At 67.2% G+C, this 26,506-nt stretch carries 21 protein-coding genes; 20 read left to right on the forward strand and 1 reads right to left on the reverse strand.

What is annotated here, in order from left to right:
* The first annotated feature begins 124 nt into the window (after window positions 1-124).
* The 3 genes from VLA96_05460 (at window position 125) to VLA96_05470 (ending at window position 4,115) form a co-directional block, all read left to right on the forward strand.
* Entirely contained in the window at window positions 125-2,281 is a 2,157-nt protein-coding gene (locus VLA96_05460) for a M28 family metallopeptidase (protein HSE48636.1), read from the forward strand.
* Between the two features lie 94 nt (window positions 2,282-2,375).
* Window positions 2,376-2,579, forward strand: a complete 204-nt coding sequence (locus tag VLA96_05465) for a hypothetical protein (protein HSE48637.1) — start codon at window positions 2,376-2,378, stop codon at window positions 2,577-2,579.
* Window positions 2,580-2,768: 189 nt separating this feature from the next.
* Window positions 2,769-4,115 carry a hypothetical protein gene (locus VLA96_05470; protein ID HSE48638.1) on the forward strand — a complete coding sequence of 449 codons (1,347 nt, stop codon included), beginning with the start codon at window positions 2,769-2,771 and terminating at the stop codon, window positions 4,113-4,115.
* Window positions 4,116-4,289: 174 nt separating this feature from the next.
* Here VLA96_05470 and thiC read toward each other — a convergent pair whose 3' ends face one another.
* Window positions 4,290-5,756 carry a phosphomethylpyrimidine synthase ThiC gene (gene thiC, locus VLA96_05475; protein ID HSE48639.1) on the reverse strand — a complete coding sequence of 489 codons (1,467 nt, stop codon included), beginning with the start codon at window positions 5,754-5,756 and terminating at the stop codon, window positions 4,290-4,292.
* A 187-nt stretch (window positions 5,757-5,943) separates the two neighbouring features.
* Here thiC and VLA96_05480 point away from each other — a divergent pair, with 187 nt between their 5' ends.
* The 17 genes from VLA96_05480 to VLA96_05560 form a co-directional block, all read left to right on the forward strand.
* On the forward strand, window positions 5,944-8,505 hold the full coding sequence (locus VLA96_05480; GenBank protein HSE48640.1) for a HEAT repeat domain-containing protein: 2,562 nt from the start codon (window positions 5,944-5,946) through the stop codon (window positions 8,503-8,505).
* A gap of 179 nt (window positions 8,506-8,684) precedes the next feature.
* Window positions 8,685-9,179 (forward strand): cytochrome c maturation protein CcmE, encoded by a 495-nt coding sequence (locus VLA96_05485; GenBank protein HSE48641.1) that lies wholly within the window; start codon window positions 8,685-8,687, stop codon window positions 9,177-9,179.
* A 3-nt stretch (window positions 9,180-9,182) separates the two neighbouring features.
* On the forward strand, window positions 9,183-9,926 hold the full coding sequence (locus VLA96_05490) for an ABC transporter ATP-binding protein (GenBank protein ID HSE48642.1): 744 nt from the start codon (window positions 9,183-9,185) through the stop codon (window positions 9,924-9,926).
* A complete protein-coding gene (locus tag VLA96_05495; GenBank protein ID HSE48643.1) occupies window positions 9,923-10,597 on the forward strand; it encodes a heme exporter protein CcmB in 675 nt (224 codons plus the stop codon). Before VLA96_05490 ends, VLA96_05495 begins: the two co-directional genes overlap by 4 nt.
* Window positions 10,598-10,604: 7 nt before the next feature.
* Entirely contained in the window at window positions 10,605-11,357 is a 753-nt protein-coding gene (gene ccsA, locus VLA96_05500) for a cytochrome c biogenesis protein CcsA (protein ID HSE48644.1), read from the forward strand.
* A 116-nt stretch (window positions 11,358-11,473) separates the two neighbouring features.
* Complete coding sequence (locus tag VLA96_05505; protein ID HSE48645.1) at window positions 11,474-12,952, forward strand: hypothetical protein; 1,479 nt, start codon at window positions 11,474-11,476, stop codon at window positions 12,950-12,952.
* A gap of 206 nt (window positions 12,953-13,158) precedes the next feature.
* Complete coding sequence (locus VLA96_05510; GenBank protein ID HSE48646.1) at window positions 13,159-13,869, forward strand: Crp/Fnr family transcriptional regulator; 711 nt, start codon at window positions 13,159-13,161, stop codon at window positions 13,867-13,869.
* 111 nt (window positions 13,870-13,980) lie between these two features.
* On the forward strand, window positions 13,981-14,817 hold the full coding sequence (locus VLA96_05515) for a YwiC-like family protein (GenBank protein ID HSE48647.1): 837 nt from the start codon (window positions 13,981-13,983) through the stop codon (window positions 14,815-14,817).
* A gap of 79 nt (window positions 14,818-14,896) precedes the next feature.
* Window positions 14,897-15,628: an iron-sulfur cluster repair di-iron protein gene (gene ric, locus VLA96_05520; GenBank protein ID HSE48648.1), complete on the forward strand. Its 732-nt coding sequence runs from the start codon at window positions 14,897-14,899 to the stop codon at window positions 15,626-15,628.
* A 10-nt stretch (window positions 15,629-15,638) separates the two neighbouring features.
* Window positions 15,639-16,718, forward strand: coding sequence for a TIGR04053 family radical SAM/SPASM domain-containing protein (locus VLA96_05525; GenBank protein HSE48649.1), 1,080 nt, complete (start codon window positions 15,639-15,641; stop codon window positions 16,716-16,718).
* 161 nt (window positions 16,719-16,879) lie between these two features.
* Complete coding sequence (nirK, locus tag VLA96_05530; GenBank protein HSE48650.1) at window positions 16,880-18,763, forward strand: copper-containing nitrite reductase; 1,884 nt, start codon at window positions 16,880-16,882, stop codon at window positions 18,761-18,763.
* Between the two features lie 194 nt (window positions 18,764-18,957).
* A complete protein-coding gene (locus tag VLA96_05535) occupies window positions 18,958-21,243 on the forward strand; it encodes a nitric-oxide reductase large subunit (GenBank protein ID HSE48651.1) in 2,286 nt (761 codons plus the stop codon).
* A 267-nt stretch (window positions 21,244-21,510) separates the two neighbouring features.
* Window positions 21,511-22,476 carry a DmsE family decaheme c-type cytochrome gene (locus VLA96_05540; protein HSE48652.1) on the forward strand — a complete coding sequence of 322 codons (966 nt, stop codon included), beginning with the start codon at window positions 21,511-21,513 and terminating at the stop codon, window positions 22,474-22,476.
* 12 nt (window positions 22,477-22,488) lie between these two features.
* A complete protein-coding gene (locus VLA96_05545; GenBank protein HSE48653.1) occupies window positions 22,489-24,876 on the forward strand; it encodes a hypothetical protein in 2,388 nt (795 codons plus the stop codon).
* A 203-nt stretch (window positions 24,877-25,079) separates the two neighbouring features.
* A complete protein-coding gene (locus VLA96_05550) occupies window positions 25,080-25,400 on the forward strand; it encodes a cytochrome c (protein ID HSE48654.1) in 321 nt (106 codons plus the stop codon).
* Complete coding sequence (locus tag VLA96_05555; protein ID HSE48655.1) at window positions 25,401-25,868, forward strand: Rieske (2Fe-2S) protein; 468 nt, start codon at window positions 25,401-25,403, stop codon at window positions 25,866-25,868. It abuts the gene before it with no gap.
* 1 nt (window position 25,869) lies between these two features.
* Window positions 25,870-26,506: cytochrome b N-terminal domain-containing protein (locus VLA96_05560; protein ID HSE48656.1), on the forward strand; the 637-nt coding region annotated here is incomplete at its 3' end.

Below are 26,506 nucleotides of genomic sequence, written 5' to 3' on the forward strand. Positions count from 1 at the left end.
GCGAGCGCAGGTCGAGGGGCGACGCAGCCGAGGCGGGCGCGACGCGTGAGCCGACCGCGTTGCGGCGACCCTGGAAATAATGATGTAAAGTGTCTGGTTCCTTACTCCGGAGGGAACCTGACCGATGCGCACCGCTCGCGCTCTGCTGCTGTTCTACTGCTGCCTCCCCCTGTTCGCCCAGACTCCCGCCGCGGCCCCGAAGGAGATCACCGGCTTCCGTGACGCGAGCGCGCAACACGCGCTCGACCAGAAGTTTCTCGCCGTCCCCGACCCGAAGCTGGCGGAAGAGCACCTGCGCACGCTGACGGCGAAGCCGCACCTTGCCGGCACGCCAGAGGACAAAGAGACCGCCGAGTACGTGGCGCGGAAGTTCCGCGAGGCGGGCCTGGAGACCGAGATCGTCGAGTACAAGGTGTGGCTGAACTTTCCCCGGGAGATCAGCGTGGACATGACGGGCCCCGCGGGGGTGAAGATGCACGGCCCGACGCCGGAGCGCGTCGCCGGCGACCCTTTCCAGGACGACCCGCGCGTGGTGACGGCGATGAACGGCTCGTCGCCCTCGGGCGACGTGGAAGCGGAGGTGGTGTACGCGAACTACGCGCGGCCGGAGGACTTCGCCAAGCTCAAGGAGATGGGCATCGACGTCCGCGGGAAGATCGTGATCGCGCGCTACGGCGCGAACTACCGCGGCGTGAAGGCGTACGTGGCCGAGCGCGCGGGCGCGGCGGGCCTGATCATCTACTCCGACCCGATGGACGACGGCTACTTCAAGGGCGACGCGTACCCGAAGGGCGCGTACCGGCCGCCGAGCGCGGTGCAGCGCGGCTCGATCGAGTACCTGTTCAAGTATCCGGGCGACGTGACGACGCCGAGCCTGGCGTCGGTGCCTGACCTGCCGGCGCCGCAGCGCACGCCGCCGGAAAAGGCCGAGGCGCTGCCGAAGATCCCGACGACGCCGCTCAGCTACCAGGACGCGCAGCCCATCCTGGCGAACCTGGGGGGGCCGGCGACGCCGCGCGACTGGCAGGGCGCGCTGCCGTTCACCTACCACGTGGGCCCGGGGCCGGCGCGCGTGAAGCTGCACCTGCGATTCGACTACGCCTATCGCTCGATCTGGAACGTGATCGGCAAGGTCCGGGGCACGGAGCTGCCGGACGAATGGGTGGTCGCCGGGAATCACCGCGACGCCTGGGTCTACGGCGCGGTCGATCCGAACAGCGGCACGGCCGCGATGCTGGAGACGGTGCACGGCATCGGGGAGCTGCTGAAGTCCGGCTGGAAGCCGAGGCGGACGATCGTCTTCGGCAGCTGGGACGCGGAGGAGCAGGGCCTGATCGGCTCGACCGAGTGGGTGGAGCAGAACGAGAAGCAGCTCGCGAACGCGGTGGTGTACTTCAACACCGACTCGGCGGTGTCGGGGCCGCGGTTCAGCGCGTCGGCGGTGCCGACGCTGAAGCAGTTCACGCGCGAGGCGGCGCAGGTGGTGCCGTCGGCGAAGGGCGGCGGCTCGGTGTACGACGTCTGGAAGCAGCAGCGCGAGCAGGAAGACCGCGAGAAGAAGGAGAAGGCGGCGAATTCCGACGTCACCGGCTCGCAGGAGCGCGCCCCGAACGCCCGGTCGAAGGACGTTCCGGTGGGCGACCTGGGGTCGGGCTCCGACTACACGCCGTTCTTCCAGCACCTCGGCATCCCGTCGAACGACATCGGGTCGAACGGCGACTACGGCGTGTACCACTCGGTGTTCGACAACTTCGCGTGGTTCAAGAAGAACGCCGACCCGGATTTCACCATCGAGCAGCAGATGGCGCGGGTCTTCGGCATCCAGCTGCTGCACATGGCGCAGACCGACGTGCTGCCGTTCGACTACCAGAGCTACGGCGAGGAGATCCAGCAGTACATCGAGAGCGCGGAGAAGAAGGCGGAGAAGAAGCTCGGGAAGCAGGCACCGTCGTTCACCGCGGCGCACCAGGCGGCCGAGCGCTTCACCGCGGCCGGCAAGGCCATCGGCGCGCGGCAAAAAGACCCGAGCTCCGACACCCGGAAGCTGAATCGCACGCTGCACGACGCCGAGCGCGCGCTGCTCATCCCCGAGGGGCTGCCGAACCGGCCGTGGTTCAAGCACGCCATCTACGCGCCGGGGGAGTTCACCGGATACGCCGCGGTCGTCATCCCGGGGGTGAACGAGGCCATCGACGCGGGCGACGTGGGGCGGACGACCAGGCAGCTCGAGGTGCTGGCGGGGGCGCTCGACCGGGCGGCGGCGGTGCTCGAACAGCGCTAGGGACGGGCCTGACGCGCGCTACGCAGCGAATGTATCGGCGGCTAAGGTATTCGCAGGATTCGCCGTTTTCGGGCGAGGACTAGACTCAGTGGCCATGCACACGGCCATCAACAAATTCCTTTTCGCGCACGAGCGCTATCTCTCGCTCGAGCAGGCGCGCACCGAGTGCAAAGGCCCGACCGAGCGCGAGCTGATGCACATCGAGATCCTGACCGCTTACCTGGAAGTGCAGTACCGCGCCAAGGTCATCGCCGGGCTGCAGTTCGCCGACGGCATGGACTACGCGGAAGTGAACTAGTCGCGAGTTGTTCGATGTTCGATGTCAGGAGCCGGGGGCTTGCCCGGCGACTAGCACCTAACAACTGGCAGCCAGCGACTCCCCCCAAGCAGCCCCGCAGCTTCTACTCCGCTTCTAAGTAGCCAGCCACTGCTCCGGCCCCTGGCCGCGCCCGGAGCCTGTCGAATCCAAGACGCAAGAGGCACGTCCATGCCCGTCGCACGGATCGTCACCCGTTTTGCCGAAGAGGCCGCGCCGCTGATCGGAGAGCTGCGCGCGCGCGGCTACACCATCGAGCTAGTCGATCCCGGCACGTTCCGCGTCACGCCCGCGGACCTGGAGATCCAGCTCGACCGCCTGCGCACCCCCGAAGCGCTCCGCCACGCAGTGAAGTTCGCGGGTGAGCACGATGCCGAGGTGTTCGTCGCGGCGGGCCTGCCGCTCGACGAGGAAGCGGCGGCTGCGCTGCGCGGCGCCAGGGCGCGGCGCAATCTCCTGGCCGAAGGCTTCCAGCAATTGCTCGCGCCGTTCCGGCGGCTGGGCGCCCAGGTGCACGATTCGCGCAAGGCGCGGCGCCAGGACGTGATCGACCAGGAGCTGGCGCGCGAGGCGGAGAAGAAGCAGCGGGCCGAGCAGAAGGCGGCCGAGCGCGCGGAGCGCGCGCGACGCGAGCAGGAAGAAGCGGAGCGGCGCCGCGTGGAACGCGAAGCGATGCTGGCCCGCGAGCGCGAAGCAGCCGAGCGGCGGCAACAGGAAGAAGCCCGGCTGGCGCGCGAGCGCGAGGCGGCGAAGGCGCGGCAGCGCGAGGAAGAAGCGCGGCTGGCGGCCGAAAGGGAAGCGCAGCTGGCCGCGCGGCGGCGGGAGGAAGAAAGCGAGCGCGAGCGGCGCGAAGCGGAAGCGGCGCGCTTGTCGGCCGAGGAGCAGGAGCGGCAGCGCGTGGCGCACGAGCTGGCGGCAGCGGAGCGCGAGCGCCGGCTGGAGGAGGAGCGCCGGCGCGCGGTCGCCGGCGCCGCGGCGCTGGTCGAGGCGCAGCGCAGGGAAGCGGAGCGGGAACGAGCGCGGCAGCGGGTCGCTGCCGCCCCAGCCGGCGTCCTGCCGGCGGTCCAAGAGCGGGCGGGCAGCCGCGCGATGAAGCGCGCCCTTGTGGCCGCGGCGGGACTCGCGGTCCTGATCACCGCGGGGTGGGGCGCGTACGAGAACCGGATGCCGGCGCAGCCGCTCAGCAACCAGCAGCAGGTGAACAGCAACCAGATCCGGCAGGACGTGCCGTTCGGCTCCGCGACCATTCGGCCGCAACAGCAACCGAAGCCGGCCGCTACGAAACCGCCAGCGCAGCCGAAGACGGCGCAGCAGAAGGCGGCGCCGGCGAGCGCGCCCAAGCCCTCGCCGAAGCGCGCGCAGCGCTATGCGGCCGACGACGTGGACATGGTCGCGGAAGACGAGATCGTGTACCACGGCGCGCCGAAGAACTCGAAGAGCCGGGCGTCGGCGAAGCCGCAGCAGCAGCAAAATGGCGTGAAGCGGATCTCCGACCTGGCCGACGGCGAAGAGGAGTAGCGTCGCCGGCTGAAGCCGGCTCGGAGTCTGCTCTGCGACAGCTACGGCGCGTCTGAAGGCGCGCCCCTCCGAAAGAAAAGCGCCGGCGAGTCGCCGGCGCCTACCTGCAAGTGAAAGTGCAAGTCAAAGGGCGCGGGCGAGGACGCCCGCGCCACAGCCGGCGAGCCGCCGACGCTACCGGTTGGTGGTGCCGCCGATGGAGACCAGCTTCTCCACCAGCTCCTTGTAATCCTGCTTCTCGAGGCCGTGCTCCTTCTTGTTGTACTCGTCCACCTTGGAGGAGTAGTTCATGGAGCAGAACTTGGGGCCGCACATGGAGCAGAAGGCGGCGTCCTTGAAGCGCTCGTCGGGCAGGGTCTCGTCGTGCATGGAGCGCGCGGTCTCGGGATCGAGCGAGAGCTCGAACTGCTTGTTCCAGTCGAAGGTGTAGCGGGCGTAGCTGAGGGCGTCGTCGCGGTCGCGGGCGCCGGGGCGGTGGCGGGCGATGTCGGCGGCGTGGGCGGCGATCTTGTAGGCGATGATGCCGTCCTTCACGTCCTTCTCGTTGGGCAGGCCGAGGTGCTCCTTGGGCGTGACGTAGCACAGCATGGAAGCGCCGTACCAGCCGATCATGGCCGCGCCGATGGCACTGGTGATGTGGTCATAGCCGGGCGCGATGTCGGTGACGAGCGGCCCGAGCGTGTAGAACGGCGCCTCGTAGCACCATTCGTTCTCCAGGTCCACCTGCTCCTTGATCTTGTCCATCGGGATGTGCCCCGGGCCTTCGATCATGGTCTGGACGTCGTGCTCCCAGGCTTTCTTCGTCAGCTCGCCCAGGGTCTTGAGTTCGGCGAACTGGGCTTCGTCGGAAGCGTCGGCGACGCAGCCGGGACGCAGGCCGTCGCCGAGCGAGAACGAGACGTCGTACTTCTTGAAGATCTTGCAGAGGTCGTCGAAGCGCTCGTAGAGGAAGTTCTGCTTGTGGTGGTGGGTCATCCACTGGGCGAGGATGGCGCCGCCGCGGGAGACGATGCCGGTGATGCGCCTGGCGACCAGGGGCACGTACTGGATGAGGACGCCGGCGTGGATGGTCATGTAGTCCACGCCCTGCTGGGCCTGCTCCTCGATGACCTCGATCATGATGTCGGCGTTGAGGTCCTCGAGCCGCTTCACGCGCGCGATGGCTTCGTAGATGGGCACGGTGCCGATGGGCACGGGCGAGTGCCGCAGGATGGCGTTGCGGATCTCCGGGATGTCGCCGCCGGTGGAGAGGTCCATCACGGTGTCGGCGCCGTGGTGCACCGCGGTGTGCAGCTTCTTCAGTTCCTCGTCGATATTCGACGTGACGGCCGAGTTGCCGATGTTGGCGTTGATCTTGCACAGCGAGGCGACGCCGATGGCCATGGGCTCCAGCTCGGGGTGGTTGACGTTGGCGGGGATGATCATGCGGCCGCGCGCGACCTCGTCGCGCACCAGCTCCGGGGTGAGCCGCTCGCGCCGCGCGACGTAGGCCATCTCCTCGGTGACGACGCCCTTGCGGGCGAAGTGCATCTGGCTGAGGTTGGAGTCGCCGGTGCGCGCGGCTTCCGCCTTGCGCTTCGCGACCCACTCGCCGCGCAGCGCGGGAAGAGCGCCGTTGCCGTTGGTGCGGTTGTTCGTCATGGGGACCCGCCTTCTCTGTGCCGAAATGGGCTGGAAGTGGCTTGTAACAGGCGATTATACGCCGCCGCCCGAGGTGACTTTCGTCATACCTTGGGGTGACGCGCGGTGCCGCAGGGAAGGATCAGTTGTGGCACAATAACGCTTCTCCCCAGGAAACCAGCCCCCAGGATCGAGGTTTGTCCCCGACATGGCGATCGAGCGCAATCAACTGAAGATCCAGGGCATCAAGTACGCGCGCTCGCTGCAGATGATCATCAAGATGGTCGGGATGTTCTCCGCCGACCACAACGCGGCCCAAGGTCCGTTCCAGAACAGCTTCAACATGCTGAACGAGATCGTGAAGCAGACCCGGCAGTTCACCATCGGGTTCGTCGACCAGCGCATCCTGATCAACAACATCCTGACGCAGGAGAAGTCGCTGAACACGCTGGAGAACGAGTTTCTCAAGCGCGGCATCGGAGCGGTGACGTTCGAGGTCGGCATGACGCTGGCGGCGTACAAGCGCGCGATCGGCGTGCTGGCCAAGCCGGCGAAGGACATCGAGGAGTTCGGCGGGTTGTCGCGCTACCTGGAAGCGAACCCGCTGGAGTTCGTGCGCGTGTTCCCCGCGAGCAAGAACCAACAGCGCACCGAGAGCGGCGACACGCTGCTCGACATGGATTCGGAATCGTTCCTGATGGCGAAGGCCTTCGCCGAGCTGCACAACCCGAACCCGGGCTTGCAGAGCCTCGACGCCTTCCTGACGCAGACCGGCATCCAGGGCGGGGGCGGAGCGGGCGGCGGAGGCGGGACCGGTGGTCCCGGCGGCGGTCCAGGTGAGGGCGGCGGCGGCGGAGGCGGCGGCTACGCCGAGATGCTGGGCTCGAGCGGCACGGGCATCGGATACGGTTCGACCTACCAGCCAGGCGGGGGAGGCCCGGGGGGCCCTGGGCCGGGTGGCGGTGGCCCCGGCGGCGGCGAAGGTGGCGGTCCCGGCGGCGGTGGACCGGGCGGACCTGGCGGTGGCGGCGGAGGCTACGGCGGCGGAGGCTACGGAGCCGGAGGAGGCGCCTCCATCGGCGGGTCGAGCGTGGTGGTGCAGCCGCCGGCGCCGGGTGGTCCGGCGGACATCGAGAACATGGTCTCGGGCTTCTTCACCTCCAGCCTGATGGATTCCAACCAGGGTCCGCAGCAGCGCTCGTACACCGAGCTGGCGAAGATCATCAAGGAGATGCGGCCGGAGTTCGTGCTGCAGAATTTTCCGCCCGCCCGGCGCGAAGAGCTGCGCAACCTGCCGCCCGACCAGATGGCGGCGGAGATCATCGAAGACACGGCGGTGAAGTGGGCGATGGACCGGCTGGTGTCGGCGCCCTCCGGCTCGGAAGCGGTGATCGTGGAAGAGGAAGTCATCCGCGTGCTGATGCGCAGCCTGCAGACCACGCAGATGGCCGACCGGCTGGCGAAGAAGCTGGCGGAGTTCGTGAAGCAGTACTCCATCCCGCCGACGACGGTCAAGCGCATCCAGGACGAGCTCTCCTGGGTCACGCTGAAATCGAAAGAGAAGACCGCGCGGCTGCTGGCGCTCGAGAAGTTCGACGTGGGTTCGTACCGGCGACTGCTGGAGCACCTGAAGGAATTGATCAAGCAGCCGGACTTCGATTCCGCGACCGCGCTCGGCAACCAGTACCTCGCCTTCCTCGACCAGCCCGGCAATCCGCCGCCGGAGGAGATGGGGCGGGTGCCCGAGCTGCTGCGCACCATGGCCGGCGTGCGCACCGATTTCTGGCAGAAGACGGGCGAGCGGCTGGTGCGGGCGCTGGAGAAGAAGTCGGACAGCGAATTCCTGCACCGGCAGCTCATCAACTCGCTGGTCGCGCTCACCAAGACGAGCGCGCTGTATGAAGACTTCAAGCTCATCCAGACGATCGGGACCGCGATCGAGAAGAAGGCGAGCGAGGAAGGACACGCGGCCTGCTGCGGCGCCGCGCTCAAAGAGCTGCTCACGATGCACGCGGTGGACCGCGTGGTCGAGATCTTCGTGCAGAAGAAAGACGACTTGCCGTGGACGCGCACCGCGGCCACGCTGCTGCGCTGGTCGGGGACGCCCGCCATCAGCAAGGTCTTCCAGCAACTGGAGGACGAGCCGCAGGCGCCCGTGCGGCTGGCGCTGCTGCGGCTGATCGCGCGCATCGGCCCGGCGGCGCTGGTGCTGGCGCGCCAGCAGCTGAAGAGCGACAGGTGGTTCGTAGTCCGCAACGGCTGCAAGCTGCTGGGCGAACTCAAGGATCCCGAGCTGCTCCAGGTCATCGCGCCGGTGCTCAAGCACCCGGATCCGCGCGTGCAAAAGGCCGCCGTCACCGCGCTCATGGACAGCCGCAACAAGGACCGCGCCGCCGTCTTCGCCACCGCGCTGCGCGAGATGGACCCGCAGGTGCTGGAAGACGTCTTCGCCGACATGCTGTTCCTGAAGGACCCGCGCTGCCAGGACGCGCTCGAGAACTTCCTCTTCGAGCACGAGCACGGCAAGGTGAAGATGCTGACCCAGGCGGTGCAGGCGCTGGCCGCCATCCCGGGGCAGCGCACGCTCGATTCGCTGATGCGCGTGCTCTCCGACGGCAACCTGGAGAAGGCGGTGCGGCGGGCGGCGATGTATCCGCTGACGCGCAGCCCCGAGGGCGCTGCGATGGTGCAGAAGTTCGCCGAGGCCTTCCCCGACGACGAGATGGCCAAGGAAGCCAAGCGCCACGCCAAGGCCGCCGGCCACGGGTAGAAACAGCGACTAGCGATTAGCGATTAGCGATCAGCAACTTCCGGCCGTCACGACTCTCCGACCCGCGGGTTGTGACGCGCGTCACAGCCGGGGGTTCTAGCCCTTCCGTAGGATGGACTTATTCCGCTGCTGCGCCGGTTGAAACGAGGGGACGCAGGGGCGTAAAGTCAGGTCTGTCTATGTCTTCGAACGAGCGCAGTCGCTACCTCCGGTTCGGCATCGCCACCGCGGTCATCGTGCTCTCACTCGGCTACCTCGCCTTCACCGGGGTGGAGGAGAGCAAGAGCTACTACGTGACCATCGCGGAGCTGCGCAAGATGGGCGATGACGCCTACTCGAAGCGGCTGCGGGTGGCGGGCAACGTGGTGCCGGGATCGATCCAGCGGCAGGGCTCGAAGATCCACTTCGAACTGATCGAGCAGGAACAGAAGCTCGCGGTCATCTACTCGGGGAGCGAAGCGCCTCCGGACACGTTCGTGGACAACTCGCAGGCGCTGGCCGAGGGCGAGTTCGGGCGCGACGGCGTCTTCCACGCCAAGAAGCTGCAAGCCAAGTGCGCGTCGAAGTACGCGCCGAAAGAAGGCGAAGCCGCCGCGGCGGGCGCGATGACGACGACCCAGGCTCCGGCGACAACTTCCGCGCCCCAAGCTCCGGCAGCGAAGTCCACCAAGTAAGTCTTGTCCACCACGCCCAACGCGCCGAGCGGGACGCCGCCGGCCGTCAGCCTTCAGGAAGTCACCAAGCTTTTCGGGCGCTTCGCGGCGCTGCGCGAGGTCACGGCCGAGTTTCCCGCCGGACGCCTCTACGCGGTGCTGGGCGAGAACGGCGCGGGGAAGTCCACGCTGCTGCGCATGATGGCGGGGCTCTCGCGGCCGACGCGCGGCGAGCTGCGCGTCTTCGGCCGGGACCCGCGCGAGGCCGCCCGCCGCGGCGGGCTCGGCTACATGAGCCACTCGTCGTTCCTCTACGACGAGCTCGACTGCCAGGAGAACCTGGCGTATTTCGCCGGGCTCTATGACATCCATGACCCGCAGGTGTGGGAACGCGCCATCGCCGCCGTCGGGCTGGACCCCAAGCTGGCGCGGCGCGTGGGCGACTACTCGCAGGGGATGCGGCAACGGCTCTCGCTGGCGCGCGCGGTGCTGCACGACCCGCAGTTGCTGCTGCTCGACGAGCCGTTCTCGAACCTCGACCTCGGCTCGGCGGCGGCGATGGCGCAGCTGCTCGGCAAGATGCGCGACCAGGGCAAGACCATCTTCGTGGTGACGCACCAGCCGGCGCACCTGGCCGAGGTCGCGGACGAATCCATCACGCTGGCGGCGGGCGCGATCACGAGCCGCGGCGTGGGCTCTCGCTCGCGGAGGCGAGACGCCTCCGCGCCGGCCGGCGTGGACGCCGGCGCTCCGGAGGCGCGGCGATGAGCGCGCTCGTCCACGTCACGCGCACCACGCTGGCGAAGGACATTCGCCTGGAGTGGCGTTCGAAGGATGCGCTCAACGGCATGCTGTTCTTCGCGCTGCTGGTGGTGATCATCTTCAGCTTCGCGTTCGACCCGACGGCGGAGGAATCGCGGCAGATGGCGGGCGGGCTGATCTGGACCGCCTTCCTGTTCGCCGCAACGGTGGCGCTCAACCAGGCGTGGGCGCGCGAGCTGCGCAACCAGGTGCTCGACGCCTACCGCATCTCGCCGGCGCCGCCGAACGCGCTGTTCCTCGGCAAGGCGCTGGGGAACTTCCTGTTCATCGCGGTGGTGGAGGCGGCGGTGGTGCCCATCTTCGTGATGTTCTACAACCTGCGCTCCATCGGCCCGCCGGTGCAGTTGCTGTGGATCTTCCTGCTGGGGACGTGGGCGCTGGTGGTGAACGGGACGTTCTTCGCGGCGCTCTCGCTCCGCACGCGCAGCCGTGAGATGATGCTGCCGCTCATCCTTTTCCCCATCAGCTTGCCGGCCATCATCGGGATGGTGACGGGCACGACCGCGGTGCTGGTGGGAGAATCGCCCAAGCTGGCGATGAGCCTGCTGGTCGGCTACGACGTGGCGTTCACGGCCTTATGTCTGGTCTTATTTGAAACGGTTTTGCACGCGGAATGATCCGATCATGAGAAGAGCCTTTCCTATCCTCGCAATCATCACGCTGGCGCTGCTGAGCTACGGCGCGTACCAGGCGCTGGGCAGCTCGCCCAATCCGCTGGAGCCGTACATCGGCAAGCCCGCGCCTTCCATCTACGTTCCGACGGCGAACACCGCCAAGGAATCCGAGCTGAGCAACGTGTTCCGCATCTTCTATTACCACGTGCCGTCGGCGTGGGTGGCGTTCCTGCTGTTCTTCACGAACTTCCTGGCGTCGATCGCGTACCTGATCAAGCGCAGGCCAGGCATCGACGCGTTCGCGCTGGCGACGGCGCAGGTGGGCGTGGTGTTCTGCACCATCGTGCTCGTGACCGGGCCGATCTGGGCGAAGCCGGTGTGGGGCATCTGGTGGACGTGGGACGCGCGGCTGACTTCGACGCTGGTGCTGTGGCTGATCTACGTGAGCTACCTGCTCTTGCGGCGCTACGCCGCCGGCGGGCAGACGCCGGTGCTGGCGGCGGCGCTGGCCATCTTCGGTTTCGTGGACGTGCCGCTGGTGTACATGTCCATCCGCTGGTTCCGGACGCAGCATCCGCAGCCGGTGCTGGGCGGCGGTGAAGGTTCGGGCATCGATCCCGCGATGCTGCACGCGCTGCTCATCAACTTCGCGGCCTTCCTGCTGTTCGGCGTCCTGCTGGTGTGGGTGCGCTACACGATGGAGCGGCTGCGGCTGGAGATCGAAGAGGCGCACGCCATGGGCGCGGTCAGGGGGACGCGATGAGCTACTTGTACGCCGCGATCGTCGCGACGTGGGCCATCCACATCGTGTACCTGTTCATCCTGGTGAGCGGCATCCGCAAGCTGCGCCGGGAAGCCGACGAGCTGGAGCGCCGCTAGATGAAGCGCTTCGTCGGCGGTTTCCTGCTGGGAGCGATCGCCGGCGGGCTCGCGGTGTGGGGCTACCTGTCGCGGCCGCACCGCGCGCTGGCCACGCCGGCGGTGTGCTACTCCTGCTTCTGGCAGACGCAGAGCGCCGCGCTGCGCAAAGACCTGATCGACTTCTACCAGCAGTACCGCAGCCCGGACGAATTCGTGATGGGCGACGTGGCGTACATCCTGTGGCGGGCGAAGGACCAGCCCAACTGCGACGCCCGGGAGCGCTACCGCGCGATCGCCAGCGACGACAGCGACGGTTACCGCAAGTTCCTGGCGCGGGGCATCCTGGCGTTCAGCGGGTCGGAGTGCGGCGCGGGACGCCCGCAGGACTTCGGAGCGGCGGCGGAGCAGGCGCGCATGATCGGCCTGGCGGGGGAAGCGAAGCTGCTCGACGCGCTGGCGCAGAACAAGCCGGCGCCGGAGTTCGGCGACGTCGAGCTGCAAGGCAGCGTGCCGGCGCCGCGCGGCGCGAAGACGCTGATCCTGGGGGAGTCGCGCATCGAGGTCGCGCCCGACACGCGGCTGGGCGCGCAGGTGGACCGCGTCTCGCGCGACTGGCTGAGCTACCAGCTCAAGTGGGACATGAGCGGCGCCGCGCTGCCGCCGCAGCAGATCATCGGGTGGCACGAGGGGCGCTTCATCCGGTACATCGTGAACGCCGCGCCGGTGGAGGTGCATCCGCTGAGCGGCACGCTGGTCGCGAAGAAGGGCGAGAAGTGGTACGCGCCCGACGAGAACGGCGTCTTCCGGTTCGAGGTGCTGCTCGACAAGGTGGAGTATCCGACGACGCATGTCGCGGGGCAGTTCGGCCTGCTGGAGGACACGCACGGCATCTCGGCGCTGGTGAGCCAGGCGATGCGCCGCGGCATGCAGGTGGTGGTGGGCTGCGGCGACTCCGACGGCAAGGTGAAGGCGGCCTATTACCTGGCGCAGCGCGGCGTGCACGTCATCATGCCGGGCGACCGCTACGACGACGAGCTGGTCGGCTACCAGGGCAAGGGCGTGATCCTGGGCACGGCGCCGGTGCGCGCGCAGGGCAACAAGGCCGTGATCGGCGGGCAGCCCGTGCGGTTCGCGCTGGCCGAGACCATCGTGGTCGAAGACACCAAGGCGATCTTTCCCATCCAGTACTACGACGCAGGCGCGCGCTACTTCCGGCGGCTGGCGAAGGCCGCGCCGCTGAAGCTGGAGTTCGTGAACGTGGACGACCAGAACCAGATCGCGCGCGTCCTCGACCGCGCCGACGAACTGAGGGCCACGGCGGTCGCGGTGCGCGTGATGACGAAAGAGGAGAACGACCGGCTGGTGGCGTGGCTGAGCGTCGCGCCGCAGCGGCGCGCGATCCTGTTCCATTCCGGCCTGTACGAGTTCGCGCAGCCGCTGTTCGAGAAGTTCCCGCAACAAGTGACGTTCGGCGACCTGCGGCCGAGGTTCGAGTAGGGGAAAGAATGGCGCTGCTGCGCGAGCTGAGCGCGCTGACCAAAGCCGCGGCTGTCGCGTACAAGAGCTGGAAATCCAGCTAGTTTGGCGGGTTTGGGCGGTGTGACACCTGACCCATTGGGGTATAGGGGTATGTGACGCACGTCACAGAGGACCCTTGGTCGCTATGGGAGTATCATGAAGAACTAGATAAGGAACTACTCATCATGCGCTCACCGTACGGGCTCGACATCATCGAGAGCTGTATCACCTGTCCATTCCGCGAAGACCGCCTGTTCTGCAACCTTTCCAACGCTGCCGTAAAAGAGCTGCAGGAGATCACCTCCGCGGCGGCGTATCCGAAAGGGGCGCTGTTGTTCGTGGAAGGGCAGGCGCCGCGCGGCATTTTCATCCTGTGCGGCGGCAAGGCGAAGCTTTCGACCTCGGCTTCGGACGGCAAGACGTTGATCCTGAAGATCGCGGAGCCCGGGGAGGTGCTGGGGCTGAGCGCGACGGTCTCGGGGCGGGAGTACGAGGTGACGGTCGAGCTGCTGGAGCCGGCGCAGGCGAAGTTCGTGCCGCGCGACAAGTTCCTGAACTTCCTGAAGCACCATGCGGATGCCGCTTTCCAGGTGGCGAACCAGCTCTCCAACAGCTATCACACAGCGTACGAGGAGATCCGGTCGCTCGGGCTCTCGCGCTCGGCGACGGCGAAGCTGGCCAAGCTGCTGCTGGAGTGGTCGGCCGGGCATGACGGCAAGGAGCCGCGCATCACCGTGACGCTGACGCACGAGGAGATGGCGCAGCTCATCGGCGCTTCGCGCGAGACGGTCACGCGCGCCTTTGCCGACCTGAAGAAGCGCAAGCTGATCGACGTGAAGGGTTCGGCGGTCGTGCTGCGCGACAAGAACAAGCTGGAGCAGATGGTCGGTTCGTAGCAGGGCACTCCTAAGCGCTTTTCCTTCAAGCACTTCGCCGTGTGACACCTGTCACAAACGGCTGTAGCCGAAATCACGGCAACAAGTCTTTCCGGCAGCGATGATGCGGGTGTGACTAGCAAGGTTCTAGTTGAATCTGCTCTCCCCGCGCCGGTGCGCAGCGCCGTCCTGTGGCCGCGCGAACATGGCGCGTGGGGCCTGCTGGCCGCACCTCTGGTACTGGGCACCGCGGTGGCCGCGCGTGCCGGCGGAGACCGCTGGATGGCGTGGGGCGCGATCGTGGTCGCGGCCCTGGCCGTCTTCCTGGCCCGCACGCCTCTCGATGCGCTGCTCGGCGTGGGGATCGTGCGCGCGAACGGGCCGGCGGAGGTCGCAGCGGCGCGCGCACGCCTGGCGCTCTGGGCAACGGTCGCGGCGGTCGCCGGCGGCGTGAGCCTGCTCTTCGTCTCCTACAAGATCCTGGGGCTGTTTGCCGCGATCGGCCTTGCGGGCTACGCGACGCAGTGGCTGCTGACGCGCAGCGAATCGCAGCTCGTCGTCGCCGTGGCGTTCGCGGTGGGCGCGCCGGCGGCATACGTTGGGCTATGCGGCCGCGCCGACGGCATGGCGCTCGAGCTGGCGGTGCTGGCCTCCGCGCTCACCCTGAACCAGGTCGCCTACGTCCAGGTCGAGATCGACGCATTGCGGCACGCGGGACGGCGCGCCGACCTTCGCGCCGGCTGGCTGTTCCTCATGCTGCAGGCCGCCATACTGGCAGCGCTGCTGTGGGCGTGGCAACAGGGAGAGCTGCCGCTGCTGGCGGTGCTCGGGTTCGTGCCGCTGCTGGCGCGCGGGTTCTGGCGGTTCGCGCACACGCCCAAGCGGGTCGCGCTCAAGCGCTTGGGGTTCACGGAACTGGCGTACACCGCGATCGCAGTGGTGCTGATCGCGCTCGGAGTCTCCCTGTGATGGACATCACGAGCGGGGGTACGAGCGGTCACGGCGCAGGCAATACCGGGCCGATAGATTCCGGGAAGAAGGAGTGATCATGACGACGAAGACAGCGAAGACGGTAGCTGAGATCGCGCTGGAGACGCCGCGCGCCGCGAGCCTCTTCGAAGAGTTCGGGATCGACTACTGCTGCGGAGGCGAGAAGACGCTGCAGGAAGCGTGCAACGAGGCGCGGGTGGCGCTGGCCGAGGTCGAGGCCGCGCTGCAGGAAGTACGGGACGCGCGCGAGAGCGCGGAGGCCCGGGACTGGAGCGCGGAATCGCTGGCGCAGCTGGTGGCGCACATCGTGAATTTCCACCACCAATACGTGCGGCGCGCGCTGCCGCGCATCGAGCAATTGCTGGGCAGCGTGTTGAGCGCGCACGGGCAGAAACATCACGACCTGGCGAAGGTGCAGCGGCACTTCCACGTGCTGGCGGACGAGATGGTGCGCCACATGATGAAGGAAGAGCAGGTGCTCTTTCCGTACATCATCCGGATGGAAGACGCGGCGGCGGGTGGCGAGGCGGTGGCGGCGCCGACTTTCGGCACGGTGAAGAACCCGATCCGGATGATGCGGTCCGAACACGACTCGATCGGGCTCGAGCTGCGGGAGATCCGCAAGCTGAGCAAGGATTACGACACGCCCAAGGAGCAATGCAATTCGTTCCGGGCGCTGTACAACGCGCTGGAGGAATTCGAGCGCGAGCGCAACCAGCACATCCACCTGGAGAACGAGATCCTGTTCCCGCGGGCGGAAGCGCTGGAAGCGCGGGCCGGCAGGCAATAAGGGGGAAGGTATGAGACGGGAACTGAAGCAGGAATTCGCGGAGCGTCCGCTGGTGGTGATCTGGGAGATGACGCAGGCGTGCGACCTGAAATGCGCGCACTGCCGCGCGAGCGCGCAGCCGTTGCGCTCGGCGCTGGAGCTCTCGACCGCGGAAGGCTTCCACCTGGTGGACCAGGTGGCGGAGATGGGGGTGCCGATCTTCGTGCTGACCGGGGGCGATCCGCTGAAGCGCTCGGACCTGTTCGCGATCACGCAGTACGCGGCGCAGAAGGGCGTGAAGACGTCGCTGACGCCGAGCGCGACGCCGCTGCTGACGCGCGACTCGATCCGCAAGCTGAAGGAATCGGGGCTGGCGCGGCTGGCGCTCTCGCTCGACGGCGCGACGCCGGAGCTGCACGACGGCATCCGTGGCGTGCCGGGTTCGTTCGCCAAGACGCTGGAGTGCGCGAAGTGGGCGCGCGAGGTGCACCTGCCGCTGCAGATCAACACCACCGTCTCGCGGCGCAACTTCCACCAACTGGAGGAGATGGCGAAGCTGCTGGAAGAGCAGAAGATCGTGCTGTGGAGCATGTTCTTCCTGGTGCCGGTGGGGCGCGGCCAGGCCTTCGACCTGCTCTCGCCGGAGGAGACCGAAGCGGTGTTCGGGCGGATGTACGAGATGTCGAAGCGGGTGCCGTTCCGCATCAAGACGACCGAAGCGCCGCACTACCGGCGCTTCCTGATGCAGCAGAAGGCGGCCGCGGCGGGCGGCGAGGAGAAGCTGCCGGAGATGCTGGCGCACGCGCAGACCGGGGTGAGCGACGGCAAGGGGTTCATGTTCATCAGCCACACCGGGCAGGTGTTCCCGTCGGGCTTCCTGCCTCTGCCGGCGGGCAACATCCTGTGGGAGCCGCTGGGGCAGATCTACCGCAAGTCGCCGCTGTTCATGGCGCTGCGGGATCCGGAGCAGCTGAAAGGGAAGTGCCACGACTGCGAGTTCCGCGAGCTGTGCGGTGGATCGCGCGCGCGGGCCTACGCCTTCACCGGCGACCCGCTGAGCGAGGAGCCCTGCTGCGCGTTCACGCCGCAGGCGAGCGCGGCTGCCGACTAAGGCCTGGCGACAGGCGGAGGCATGAGGACCGGGAAATCTCCCGGTCCTTCGCCTTTTAGGGCGAACACAGAGCGAAGCAGAAAATCTTGCCGTGGCGGACTTAAGTCACAGCCTATCGTCTCACGACCTTTCATGATGAAGGTGTCATGGAGGGTACGACGATGGAGCGTATTCATAGATCCAGGCTGGTAGTGACGGCGGCCGCGATGCTGCTGCTGAGCGTGGCGGCGGTGGGACAGCAAACGCACGAGATGCCGGCGGCGAAGAGCGGAGCGGCCGTCAACATCGTGCGCGACCCGGCGGAGGTGCCGCCGCCGGTCGGCGATCGCGCTCCGGCGACGGTCAGGATCCAGCTCGTTTCGAAGGAAGTGGTGGGCACGCTGGATGCGCAGGCGGGCACCACGTTCCGTTACTGGACGTTCAACGGCAAGGTGCCGGGGCCGATGATCCGCGTGCGGGAGGGCGACACCATCGAGGTGAGCCTGCGCAACGAGCCGGGCAGCGCGATGGTCCACTCCATCGACTTTCACGCCGCGATGGGACCGGGCGGCGGCGCGGCCCTGACGCAGGTGACCCCGGGGCAGGAGAAGACGTTCACTTTCGTGGCGGCGACTCCCGGGCTCTATGTGTACCACTGCGGCACGCCGATGATCGGCGACCACATCGCCAACGGCATGTACGGGCTGATCCTGGTGGAGCCGGCGGGCGGGCTGCCGAAGGTCGACCACGAATACTACGTCATGCAGGGGGAGATCTACACCGCAGGACCGAAGGGGAAGAGCGGACTGCAGGCCTTCAGCGAAGCGAAGCTGCTGGCGGAGCAGCCCGACTATGTAGTGTTCAACGGCGCGGTCGACTCGCTCACCGGCAAGTACACACTGAAGTCGAAGACGGGCGAGACGGTGCGGCTGCTGTTCGGCAATGCCGGCCCCAACCTGACGTCGTCGTTCCACGTGGTGGGGCACATCTTCAGCAAAGATTACGTGCTGGGCGGGCTCGAATCGCCGCCCGTGACCGGCATCCAGACCATCAGCGCGCCGGCGGGCGGGGCCACCCTGGTCGAGATGGTGACCAACATGCCGGGCAAGTACCCCTTCATGGACCATGCGATGGCGCGCATGCCGAAGGGGTTGATGGGGATGCTGGCGGTCGAGGGTGTGGCTGTGGCGGATTACATGCATCCGGGGCCGGCGCCGGTGACGGCGGCTGCGGGCCCGGCGCCGCAAGCGATGATCGTGGCGCAGGACGACGCCGTGCCGGCGACGCAGAGTGCGGGCACCGGCGTCCTCGCCATGCTGCCGCACGACGAGGCGCCGGAGAGCGGGACGGCCGCGACGACGGAGCCGGCCGCGAAGCCGGTGGCGACGGTGCGCACGAATGAGCTTAGCGGCTGTCTGCACCTGGCGCCGGGTACTCGGCAATTGCGGCTCACGGCGTTCCGCTCCGGCACGAGCTACGACTTGGAGCCGCGGGCAGGCCTGCTGAGCGAACACCCGCTCCTGTTCGCCGACAACCTGAACACCCTGGTGCAGGTGAATGGCCGCTTCGAACCGGCGCAGGGAAAACGGCGCTTCGCGGTAGAGGCGGTGACGCCGCTGGCACCGACCTGCCACCCGCAGGGCTCGCTCGCGGCGTTGCGGCGGGCGGCGCAGGCGAAGATGGTGCGGACTGCGGTCGAGGGAGCGCGCGGCAGGGTGGGCGCGACGGTCAACATGAGCGAGATGGCGTTCCTTCAGCGCCAGGTGACGATCGAGGCGGGGCAGAGCGTGCTGTGGCGGAACACTTCGCAGGTCACGCACGATGTCGTGACCAACGTGGCTCGGGTGGCGATTGCGGCGCACGTGCGCACCCCGAACGGCGCCGCGATGTTCGACTCGGGCCACATCCAGCCGGGCGCGAACTACCAGCGCACTTTTAACGTGCCGGGCATTTATAAGTACGTCTGCACGCTGCATGAGACCGGCGGGATGATCGGAGTGGTGATCGTGAAGCCGGCGCCGGGAAGGACCGAGCCGGCGGTCATGACGGCCGCAGCGGGCAAGTAGGCGGACGCGGGCACGAAGGGGGCATCGCGCGGCGGCCTTCTTGCGGCCGGCAGAACAACATTCGGGCGCTCCGGCGGCTCCAACCCCGGTGGTTGGCAAACTGGAAGGCCTGCGGCGCGCGGGACGCCTGCCTTAGAGGCGTCATGCCGGCCGGGCGATAGATAATGGACGGCTGAGATAAAGGAGAGGCAAGCATGTCATACAAGGGGCTGTGGATCGCGTTGGCGGTGGTGATCATCGCGTCGTTCGCGATCCTGGGAGGTGCGGGGTACAAGGCGCTGAACGCGGCGCCGCCGCTGCCGCGGCAGGTGGCGGCGGAGGACGGGCGCGTGCTGTTCGAGGGCGCCACCATCCAGAACGGCCAGGGCGTGTGGCAGGCGATGGGCGGGCAGGAAGTCGGGTCGATCTGGGGACACGGCGCCTACGTCGCCCCGGACTGGACGGCCGACTACCTGCATCGCGAGTCGGTGCTGATGCTCGACGACTGGGCGCAGCAAGCGGGCGCGGCGAACTTTGCGGCGCTGGGTGGAGAGCAGCAGGGAGCGCTCAAGGCTCGCCTCCAGCGCGTGATGCGCAGCAACACCTACGACCCCGCCTCGGGACGGATCGTCATCGCGAAGGAGCGCGCCGCCGCCTTCGAGAGACTCGCCGCCTACTACGGCGACGTGTTCGCGAACGGGCGCAACGAATACGCCATCCCGAAAGGGGCGGTGACCGACCCCACGAAGCTGCGCGAGATGACGGCGTTCTTCTGGTGGACGGCGTGGGCGTCGTCGACGAACCGGCCGGACCTGGGGGTGAGCTACACCAACAACTGGCCGCACGAGCCGCTGGTGGGGAACACGCCGACCGGGAGCAACATCGTGTGGAGCGTGATCAGCTTCGTGCTGCTGCTGGCGGGAGTGGGCGGGATGGTGTGGTACTTCGGCTGGCGGGCCGAGGCGCCGGAGCACGTGGCGCCCGCCACGCATGATCCGTTCCTCGACCTGCAGGCCACGCCGTCGCAGCGCGCCACGACGAAGTACTTCTTCGTGGTCGCGGCGCTCATCGTGGTGCAGGTGCTGCTGGGGGCCATCACCGCGCACTACGGCGTGGAGGGCTCGGGCTTCTACGGGATCCCGCTCGACCGCTGGCTGCCGTATTCGGTCGCGCGCACCTGGCACCTGCAACTCGGCCTGTTCTGGATCGCGACCTCATGGCTGGCCACCGGGCTGTTCGTGGCGCCGGCCATCAGCGGCAAGGAGCCGAAGGGGCAGCGCCTGGGCGTGAACATCCTGTTCGGCGCGGTGCTGCTGGTCGTGGTGGGGTCGCTGACGGGCGAGTGGCTGAGCATCCAGAACAAGCTGGGCGGGCTGAACTGGTTCTGGTTCGGCACGCAAGGGTACGAGTACGTGGACCTCGGCCGCTTCTGGCAGATCGCGCTGTTCGGCGGGCTGTGCTTCTGGCTGTGGCTGATGTGGCGCGGGCTGCGGCCGGCGCTGCAGCGGAAGGACGAAAGCCATTCGCTGCTGCTGTTATTCACCATCGCGTCGATCGCGATCCCGCTGTTCTACGGCGCGGGCCTGATGTACGGGCAAAAGACCAGCCTGGTGACGGCAGAGTACTGGCGCTGGTGGGTCGTCCATCTCTGGGTGGAGGGCTTCTTCGAGGTCTTCGCCACGGTGGTGATCGCGTTCCTGTTCACGCGGCTGGGATTGCTGGCGGTGCGGTCGGCGACGCGCGCCGTGCTGTTCTCCACCGTCATCTTCCTCTCCGGCGGGATCGTCGGCACCTTCCATCACCTGTACTTCACCGGGGTGCCCGATTACGTGCTGGCGCTGGGCTCGGTGTTCTCGGCGCTGGAAGTGGTACCGCTGGTGCTGATCGGCTTCGAGGCGTGGGAGAACATTCGCCTCGCGCGCACCGGCGAGCGCGACGCGCGCTGGGTGCGCGCGTATCGCTGGCCGATCTACTTTTTCGTCGGCGTGGCGTTCTGGAACTTCGTGGGCGCCGGGCTGTTCGGCTTCTTCATCAACCCGCCCATCGCGCTCTACTACATGCAGGGGCTGAACACGACGCCGGTCCACGGCCATACCGCGCTGTTCGGCGTGTATGGCTTGCTGGGGATCGGGCTCATGCTGTTCTGCCTGCGCGCGCTGCGTCCGCGGGAGATGTGGAAGTCGGGGGCGCTGACAGTGGCATTCTGGGGCATCAACATCGGCCTGATGGCCATGGTGGCGCTCAGCCTGCTGCCCATCGGGCTGATGCAGGCGTGGGCGTCGGTGGAATTCGGCACGTGGTACGCGCGCTCGGCGGAGTTCATGCAGACCGGCGTGATGAACCGCCTGCGCTGGATGCGCATGTTCGGCGACACCATCTTCGCGGTCGGCGCGCTGGCGCTGGGATGGTTCGTCCTGGGCCTGCTGACCGGGCATTCGCACACCGGGAAGCGGCCGTCGGTGCTGGAGTACGAGAAGGGCAAGGCAGACGCCGCGGACTGAGCAAGAAGGAAGAGACAATCTCGGCGGCTGGACGCGAACATCCTTCGGTGACGCGCGTCACAGCCGCCTTTCTGTTGTTCCGGCTAGCATGCGAAATCTTCGGGCGGGGGTCCTTTCGGGAAACGCACGAAAGGATCTGAAGGAGTCGTTAAGAACGGCAACGCAGTTGTGATAAGTTGCAACAACGCCATTTCGCGACACGCAAGCCAGGCAGCGTACGGTACGCAATCCGGCCCCTAACCACAAACGAGCGAGATAGGGGGACAAATGGCAGCACGGTCTATCCGTCTTCTTCTCCTGCTGTTCCTTTGCGCTTTGCTGGCAGTGGCGTTTGCCGCTGCGCAGAACGCGACCGGCACCGCGCCCGCGGCCAAGCCCAAGGCCGAAGAGGTGCGGGGCGCCGAACCCAGCCGCAGCACGAACGCGGAGGACTACGTCGGCACCGATACCTGCAAGGGGTGCCACGAAGCCGAGTTCAACAGCTACGATCACGGCCCGCACTGGCAGACGGAGAAGAACTCCAAGGGCCTGGGCTGGCAGGGCTGCGAGTCCTGCCACGGTCCGGGGAAAGCGCACGTGGAGGGCGGCGGCGACAAGACGAAGATCGTCCGCTTTCCGGACCTGAGCGCGGAAAAGGCCAGTCGCGTCTGCCTGGATTGTCACGAGCGCGGCGAGGACCACACCAACTTCCAGCGCTCCGTGCACCTGACGAACGGCGTGGGCTGCACCAGTTGCCACTCCGTGCACAAGCCGAAGACGCCGGAGAAGCTGCTGCTCGCCAAGCAGCCGACGCTCTGCTACAGCTGCCACCTGGAGATCAAGCCGGACTTTTCCAAGCCGTTCCACCATCGGGTGAACGAAGGGCTGGTCGGTTGCACCGACTGCCACAACCCGCACGGCGGGTTCCTGACCAAGCAACTGCGAGCCACGGCGGCACAGGACCAGGTCTGCTTCAAGTGCCACTCGGAGAAGGCGGGGCCGTTCGTGTTCGAGCACGCACCGCTGAAGACCGAAGGCTGCGTGGCGTGCCACACGCCGCACGGCTCGTCGAACCCGCGGCTGCTGAAGCGCGCCAACGTGAACCTGCTCTGCCTGGAGTGCCATACCCTCACGGTGGACTCGATCGCGCCAGCCATCCCGAGCTTCCACAACCAGGCGCAGAAGTACCAGGCATGCACGATGTGCCACACCCAGATCCACGGGTCGAACTTCGACCATATCTTCTTCCGTTAGAAAGGAGCGGTCATGCACACGCGCAGAGAGAGCACGATGAAGTGGACGCTCCTGGCGGGATGCCTTCTCCTGCTGGTCGCGAGCACGGCGCAGGCGCAGTTCCTGCCGGCGCCGGCGCCGCCGCCGGAGAGCGAGAAGGGCGAGGTCAAGGACGGCTACCAGATCCACCAGTCCATCGAATTCGGCGGCTACATCTCCGATTTCGACGGCAACGAGTCGCTGTGGGACACGTTCGTGAACCAGCACACCGGACCGCGGCTGCTCGGTTTCACGCTCGACATGCACTCGGTCGACCACTCCAACCTGCTGTTCGACGAGCTGCACAGCGCCAGCTTCGGCTACGGCGGCGATCCCAACAACTGGACGCGGCTGCGCGTCAGCAAGTCGCGGATCTACGACTTCAGCGCGAGCTTCCGCCGCAACCGGAACTACTGGGATTACAACCTGCTGGCGAATCCGCTGAACCCGCCCACCTCGGTGCCGAACGACCCGGTGGAGGTGTCGCCGCACCGCTTCCAGGTGGTGCGCCGCATGACGGACCTGAACCTGACCATCCTGCCGCAGTCGAAGATACGGTTCCGCCTGGGCTATTCGCGTAACGTGAGCGAGGGGCCGTCGAACTGGACGATCCACGAGGGCACCGAGACCGTGCTCGACCAGTTCTGGCGCAACGGGCTGGATACCTATCGCGCGGGCGTGGACTTCCAGTTCATCCCGCGGACGACCTTCAGCTACGACCAGTTCTGGAGCTTCTACAAGGGCGACATCTACTGGGTCGACACCAACCACCAGTTCGAGTTGAGTCCGGGCGTTGCGAGCGACCTGGGCATCGTGTTCAACACGGGCGCGAACCAGCCCTGCGCGCCGCCGGTGATCGTGGGAGGCTTCACCGCTCCGGCCTGCAACCAGTACCTGGACTACGCGCGCTTCCAGAAGCCGCGCGGCGAGTATCCGGTGGAGCAGTTCAGCTTCCAAAGCAATTACTGGAAGCCGGTGGACCTGTCAGGGCGCTTCTCGTACAGCAGCTCGGATGGCGATGTGCCGTTCGACAGCGGAGCGGGCTGGGGTGAGTTCTACGACGGGTTCACTTCGCGGTCGCGCACGCGCATCCAGACCACCACCGGCCCGACGAGGGCGCGACGGGTGAACGCCAACGCCGATCTCGGCCTCACCTGGCATATCACCGACAAGCTCAACTTCGTCGACAGCTTCCGCTGGACCAACTTCCGCATCCCCGGCAACTGGCAGGAGCTGCAGTCCACGCTGTTTGCGGCGAATGCCGCCACCACGCCGAACACGTTCGATCCGCTGACCTGCCCGGGCGTGCCGGCGACCTGCCCGCAGCACAACGCCAATTCCGGAGCGGATGTGATCGTCGCCGACCGCAACCGCTTCCTCGGCCAGCAGATCACGATGAACACGGTGGAGCTCGAGTATGCGCCGTGGCGGCAGTTCGGCGGCTCGCTCGGCTATCGCTACCGGCATCGCGACATCGACGTGCGCGAGTTCGACCTCTACACGCTCACGTTCTTCCCGACGCTGCCCAACCGCGGCGCCTGCGCCGGGCAGCCGTTGAATCCTGACGGCTCGTGCTCCGTGCTCACGTTCAACGGGACCGGCGCCACGAACGTGGTCCCCAGCTTCACCGGGCTCGAGCCGGAGAGCGAAAAGACCGAGATCAACGAGCACTCGCTGCTGTTCGGGCTGTGGTTCCGGCCGGCCCGTTCGTTCACCGCGCGCTACGACATGGAGTGGATGTACGCCGACAACGTGTTCACCCGCATCAGCCCGCGGCAGCTGCAGCAGGTTCGCCTGCGCGTGAACTGGGAACCGGCGCAGTGGGCGAACGTCTCGGCGTCGATCAACATCCGGGAGAACCGCAACAACGTGGAGACGGTCGAGAACAAGCAGCACAACCACGCCTACAACCTGGGCGTGACGGTGATGCCGCGCGATGCCTGGAGCCTCGACTTCGGCTACAGCTACCAGGACATCTTCTCGGCCACCAACATCTGCTTCGTGGCCACCCCGGTGCCGCCCGGGACACTCACCTGCGGCGCGCCCTTCCTCGAGGACGTGTCGTTCTACAGCCAGAAGGTGCAGTTCTTCTCCTTCGGCGCGATGTGGCGGCCTATCAAGCGCGTGACGACGCAGGTCGGGTATACCGGCACGTTCGCGCGCGGCGATACGCTGATCCTGAATCCGATCGCGCCGCTCGGCCCGCTCGACTACCGCTACCACCTGCCGGTCGCCGGCATCCGCGTGGAACTGGCGCCGCGGTGGAGCGTGGCAGGCGGCTGGAATTACTACGGCTACAACGAGAAGGGCGAGGTCGGACCGACGGTGCCGCGCGATTTCAAGGGGAACGTCGGCACACTCGGGGTCCGGTACGCGTTCTAGCCAGACGAGCGGCAGGGGTCGAGCTGTTGAAACCTCCAACGCTCGAACGCTGAGAAATGCATCAATCACTGTGTAATCAACAACTTGCAATGGTGTGACGCCGCCACAATCTGGTGTGACGGCCGTCACATGGCGGGCGGAGCGCAGGCCGCAAACTGTTCTTGTACAACGGCGTCCGAGACGCCTTTCCTAGGAGGAACGACATGAAACGCATTCTTAGCCTGGCAATCGCGCTGGGACTGATCCTGATGGTGGCTTCTCCGGTAGCTTCGGCCGCCGACGCGGCAGGTGACTACAAGGCGAAGTGCCAGATGTGCCATGGCCCCGACGGCAAAGGGACGCCGGTCGGCACGAAGATGGGCGCGCACGACTTCCACGGCGCCGATGTGCAGAAGATGGCCGACGGCGAACTGGCGAGCGTGATCGAGAACGGCAAGAACAAGATGCCGGCGTACAAGGGCAAGCTGACCGCCGACCAGATCAAGGCGCTCGCGGCCTACGTGAAGGAACTCGGGAAGAAGTAGATGGCGACGGAGGCCAACGCGCCCCACGAATCGCCCCCGGCACGCCGCACGTTCCTGCAGCTTTTGCTGGGCGCGGGACTGCTGGGGTCGTTGGCCTCGTTCTTTTATCCGGTCCTGCAGTACCTCATCCCGCCGGCGGCAGCCGACCTGGGCTCCGACGAGGTGGTGGCGGGCAAGGTGGGCGAACTGAAGCTGAACGCGGGGAAGATCTTCCGCTTCGGCTCGCGCCCGGGACTGATCGTGCGCAACGCGCAGGGCGAGTACAACGCGCTGTCAGCGACCTGCACGCACCTGGACTGCATCGTGCAGTACCGCAGCGACATGCAGCGCATCTGGTGCGCGTGCCACAACGGCGTCTACGACCTGAGCGGGAAGAACGTGTCGGGTCCGCCGCCGCGGCCGCTCGAGGCCTACGACGTGCACGTGCGCGGCGACGAGATCTACGTCAGCCGGCGCAAGGGAGCGTGAGATGATCGCGCGCGCGCGCCAGTGGCTGGAAGAACGCGTCGGCCTCAGCCAGATCAACGACTTCCTGGCGCACAAGACCGTCCCCGTCCACAAGCTGTCGTACTGGTACTTCCTGGGCGGCATCACGCTGTTCCTGTTCATGGTGCAGGTCGCGACCGGCATGCTGCTGCTGCTGTACTACCGGCCGACCTCGAACGAAGCCTTCGAGAGCGTGCAGTACATCGTGACGCAGGTGCGCTTCGGGTGGCTGGTGCGGTCCATCCATTCGTGGTCGGCGAACCTGATGGTGCTGACGGCGATGGCGCACATGTTCAGCGTGCTGTTCCTGGGCGCGCATCGCAAGCCGCGCGAGCTGACCTGGGTGTCGGGGATGGTCCTGCTGTTCCTGGTGCTGGGCTTCGGCTTCAGCGGCTACCTGCTGCCGTGGAACACGCTGGCGTACTTCGCGACCAAGGTGGGCACCGACATGGTGAAGCAGGTGCCGGTGATCGGGAAGCCGATGATGATCTTCCTGCGCGGCGGCGAAGAGGTGTCGGGTGCGACGCTCACGCGCTTCTTCGGATTCCACGTGGCCGTCCTGCCCGGCATCACCACGCTCATTCTGGCCCTGCATCTTCTGCTCGTGCAGCGCTTCGGGA

This window comes from Terriglobales bacterium, assembly GCA_035457425.1.
Classification (GTDB): domain Bacteria; phylum Acidobacteriota; class Terriglobia; order Terriglobales; family Acidobacteriaceae; genus JACPNR01.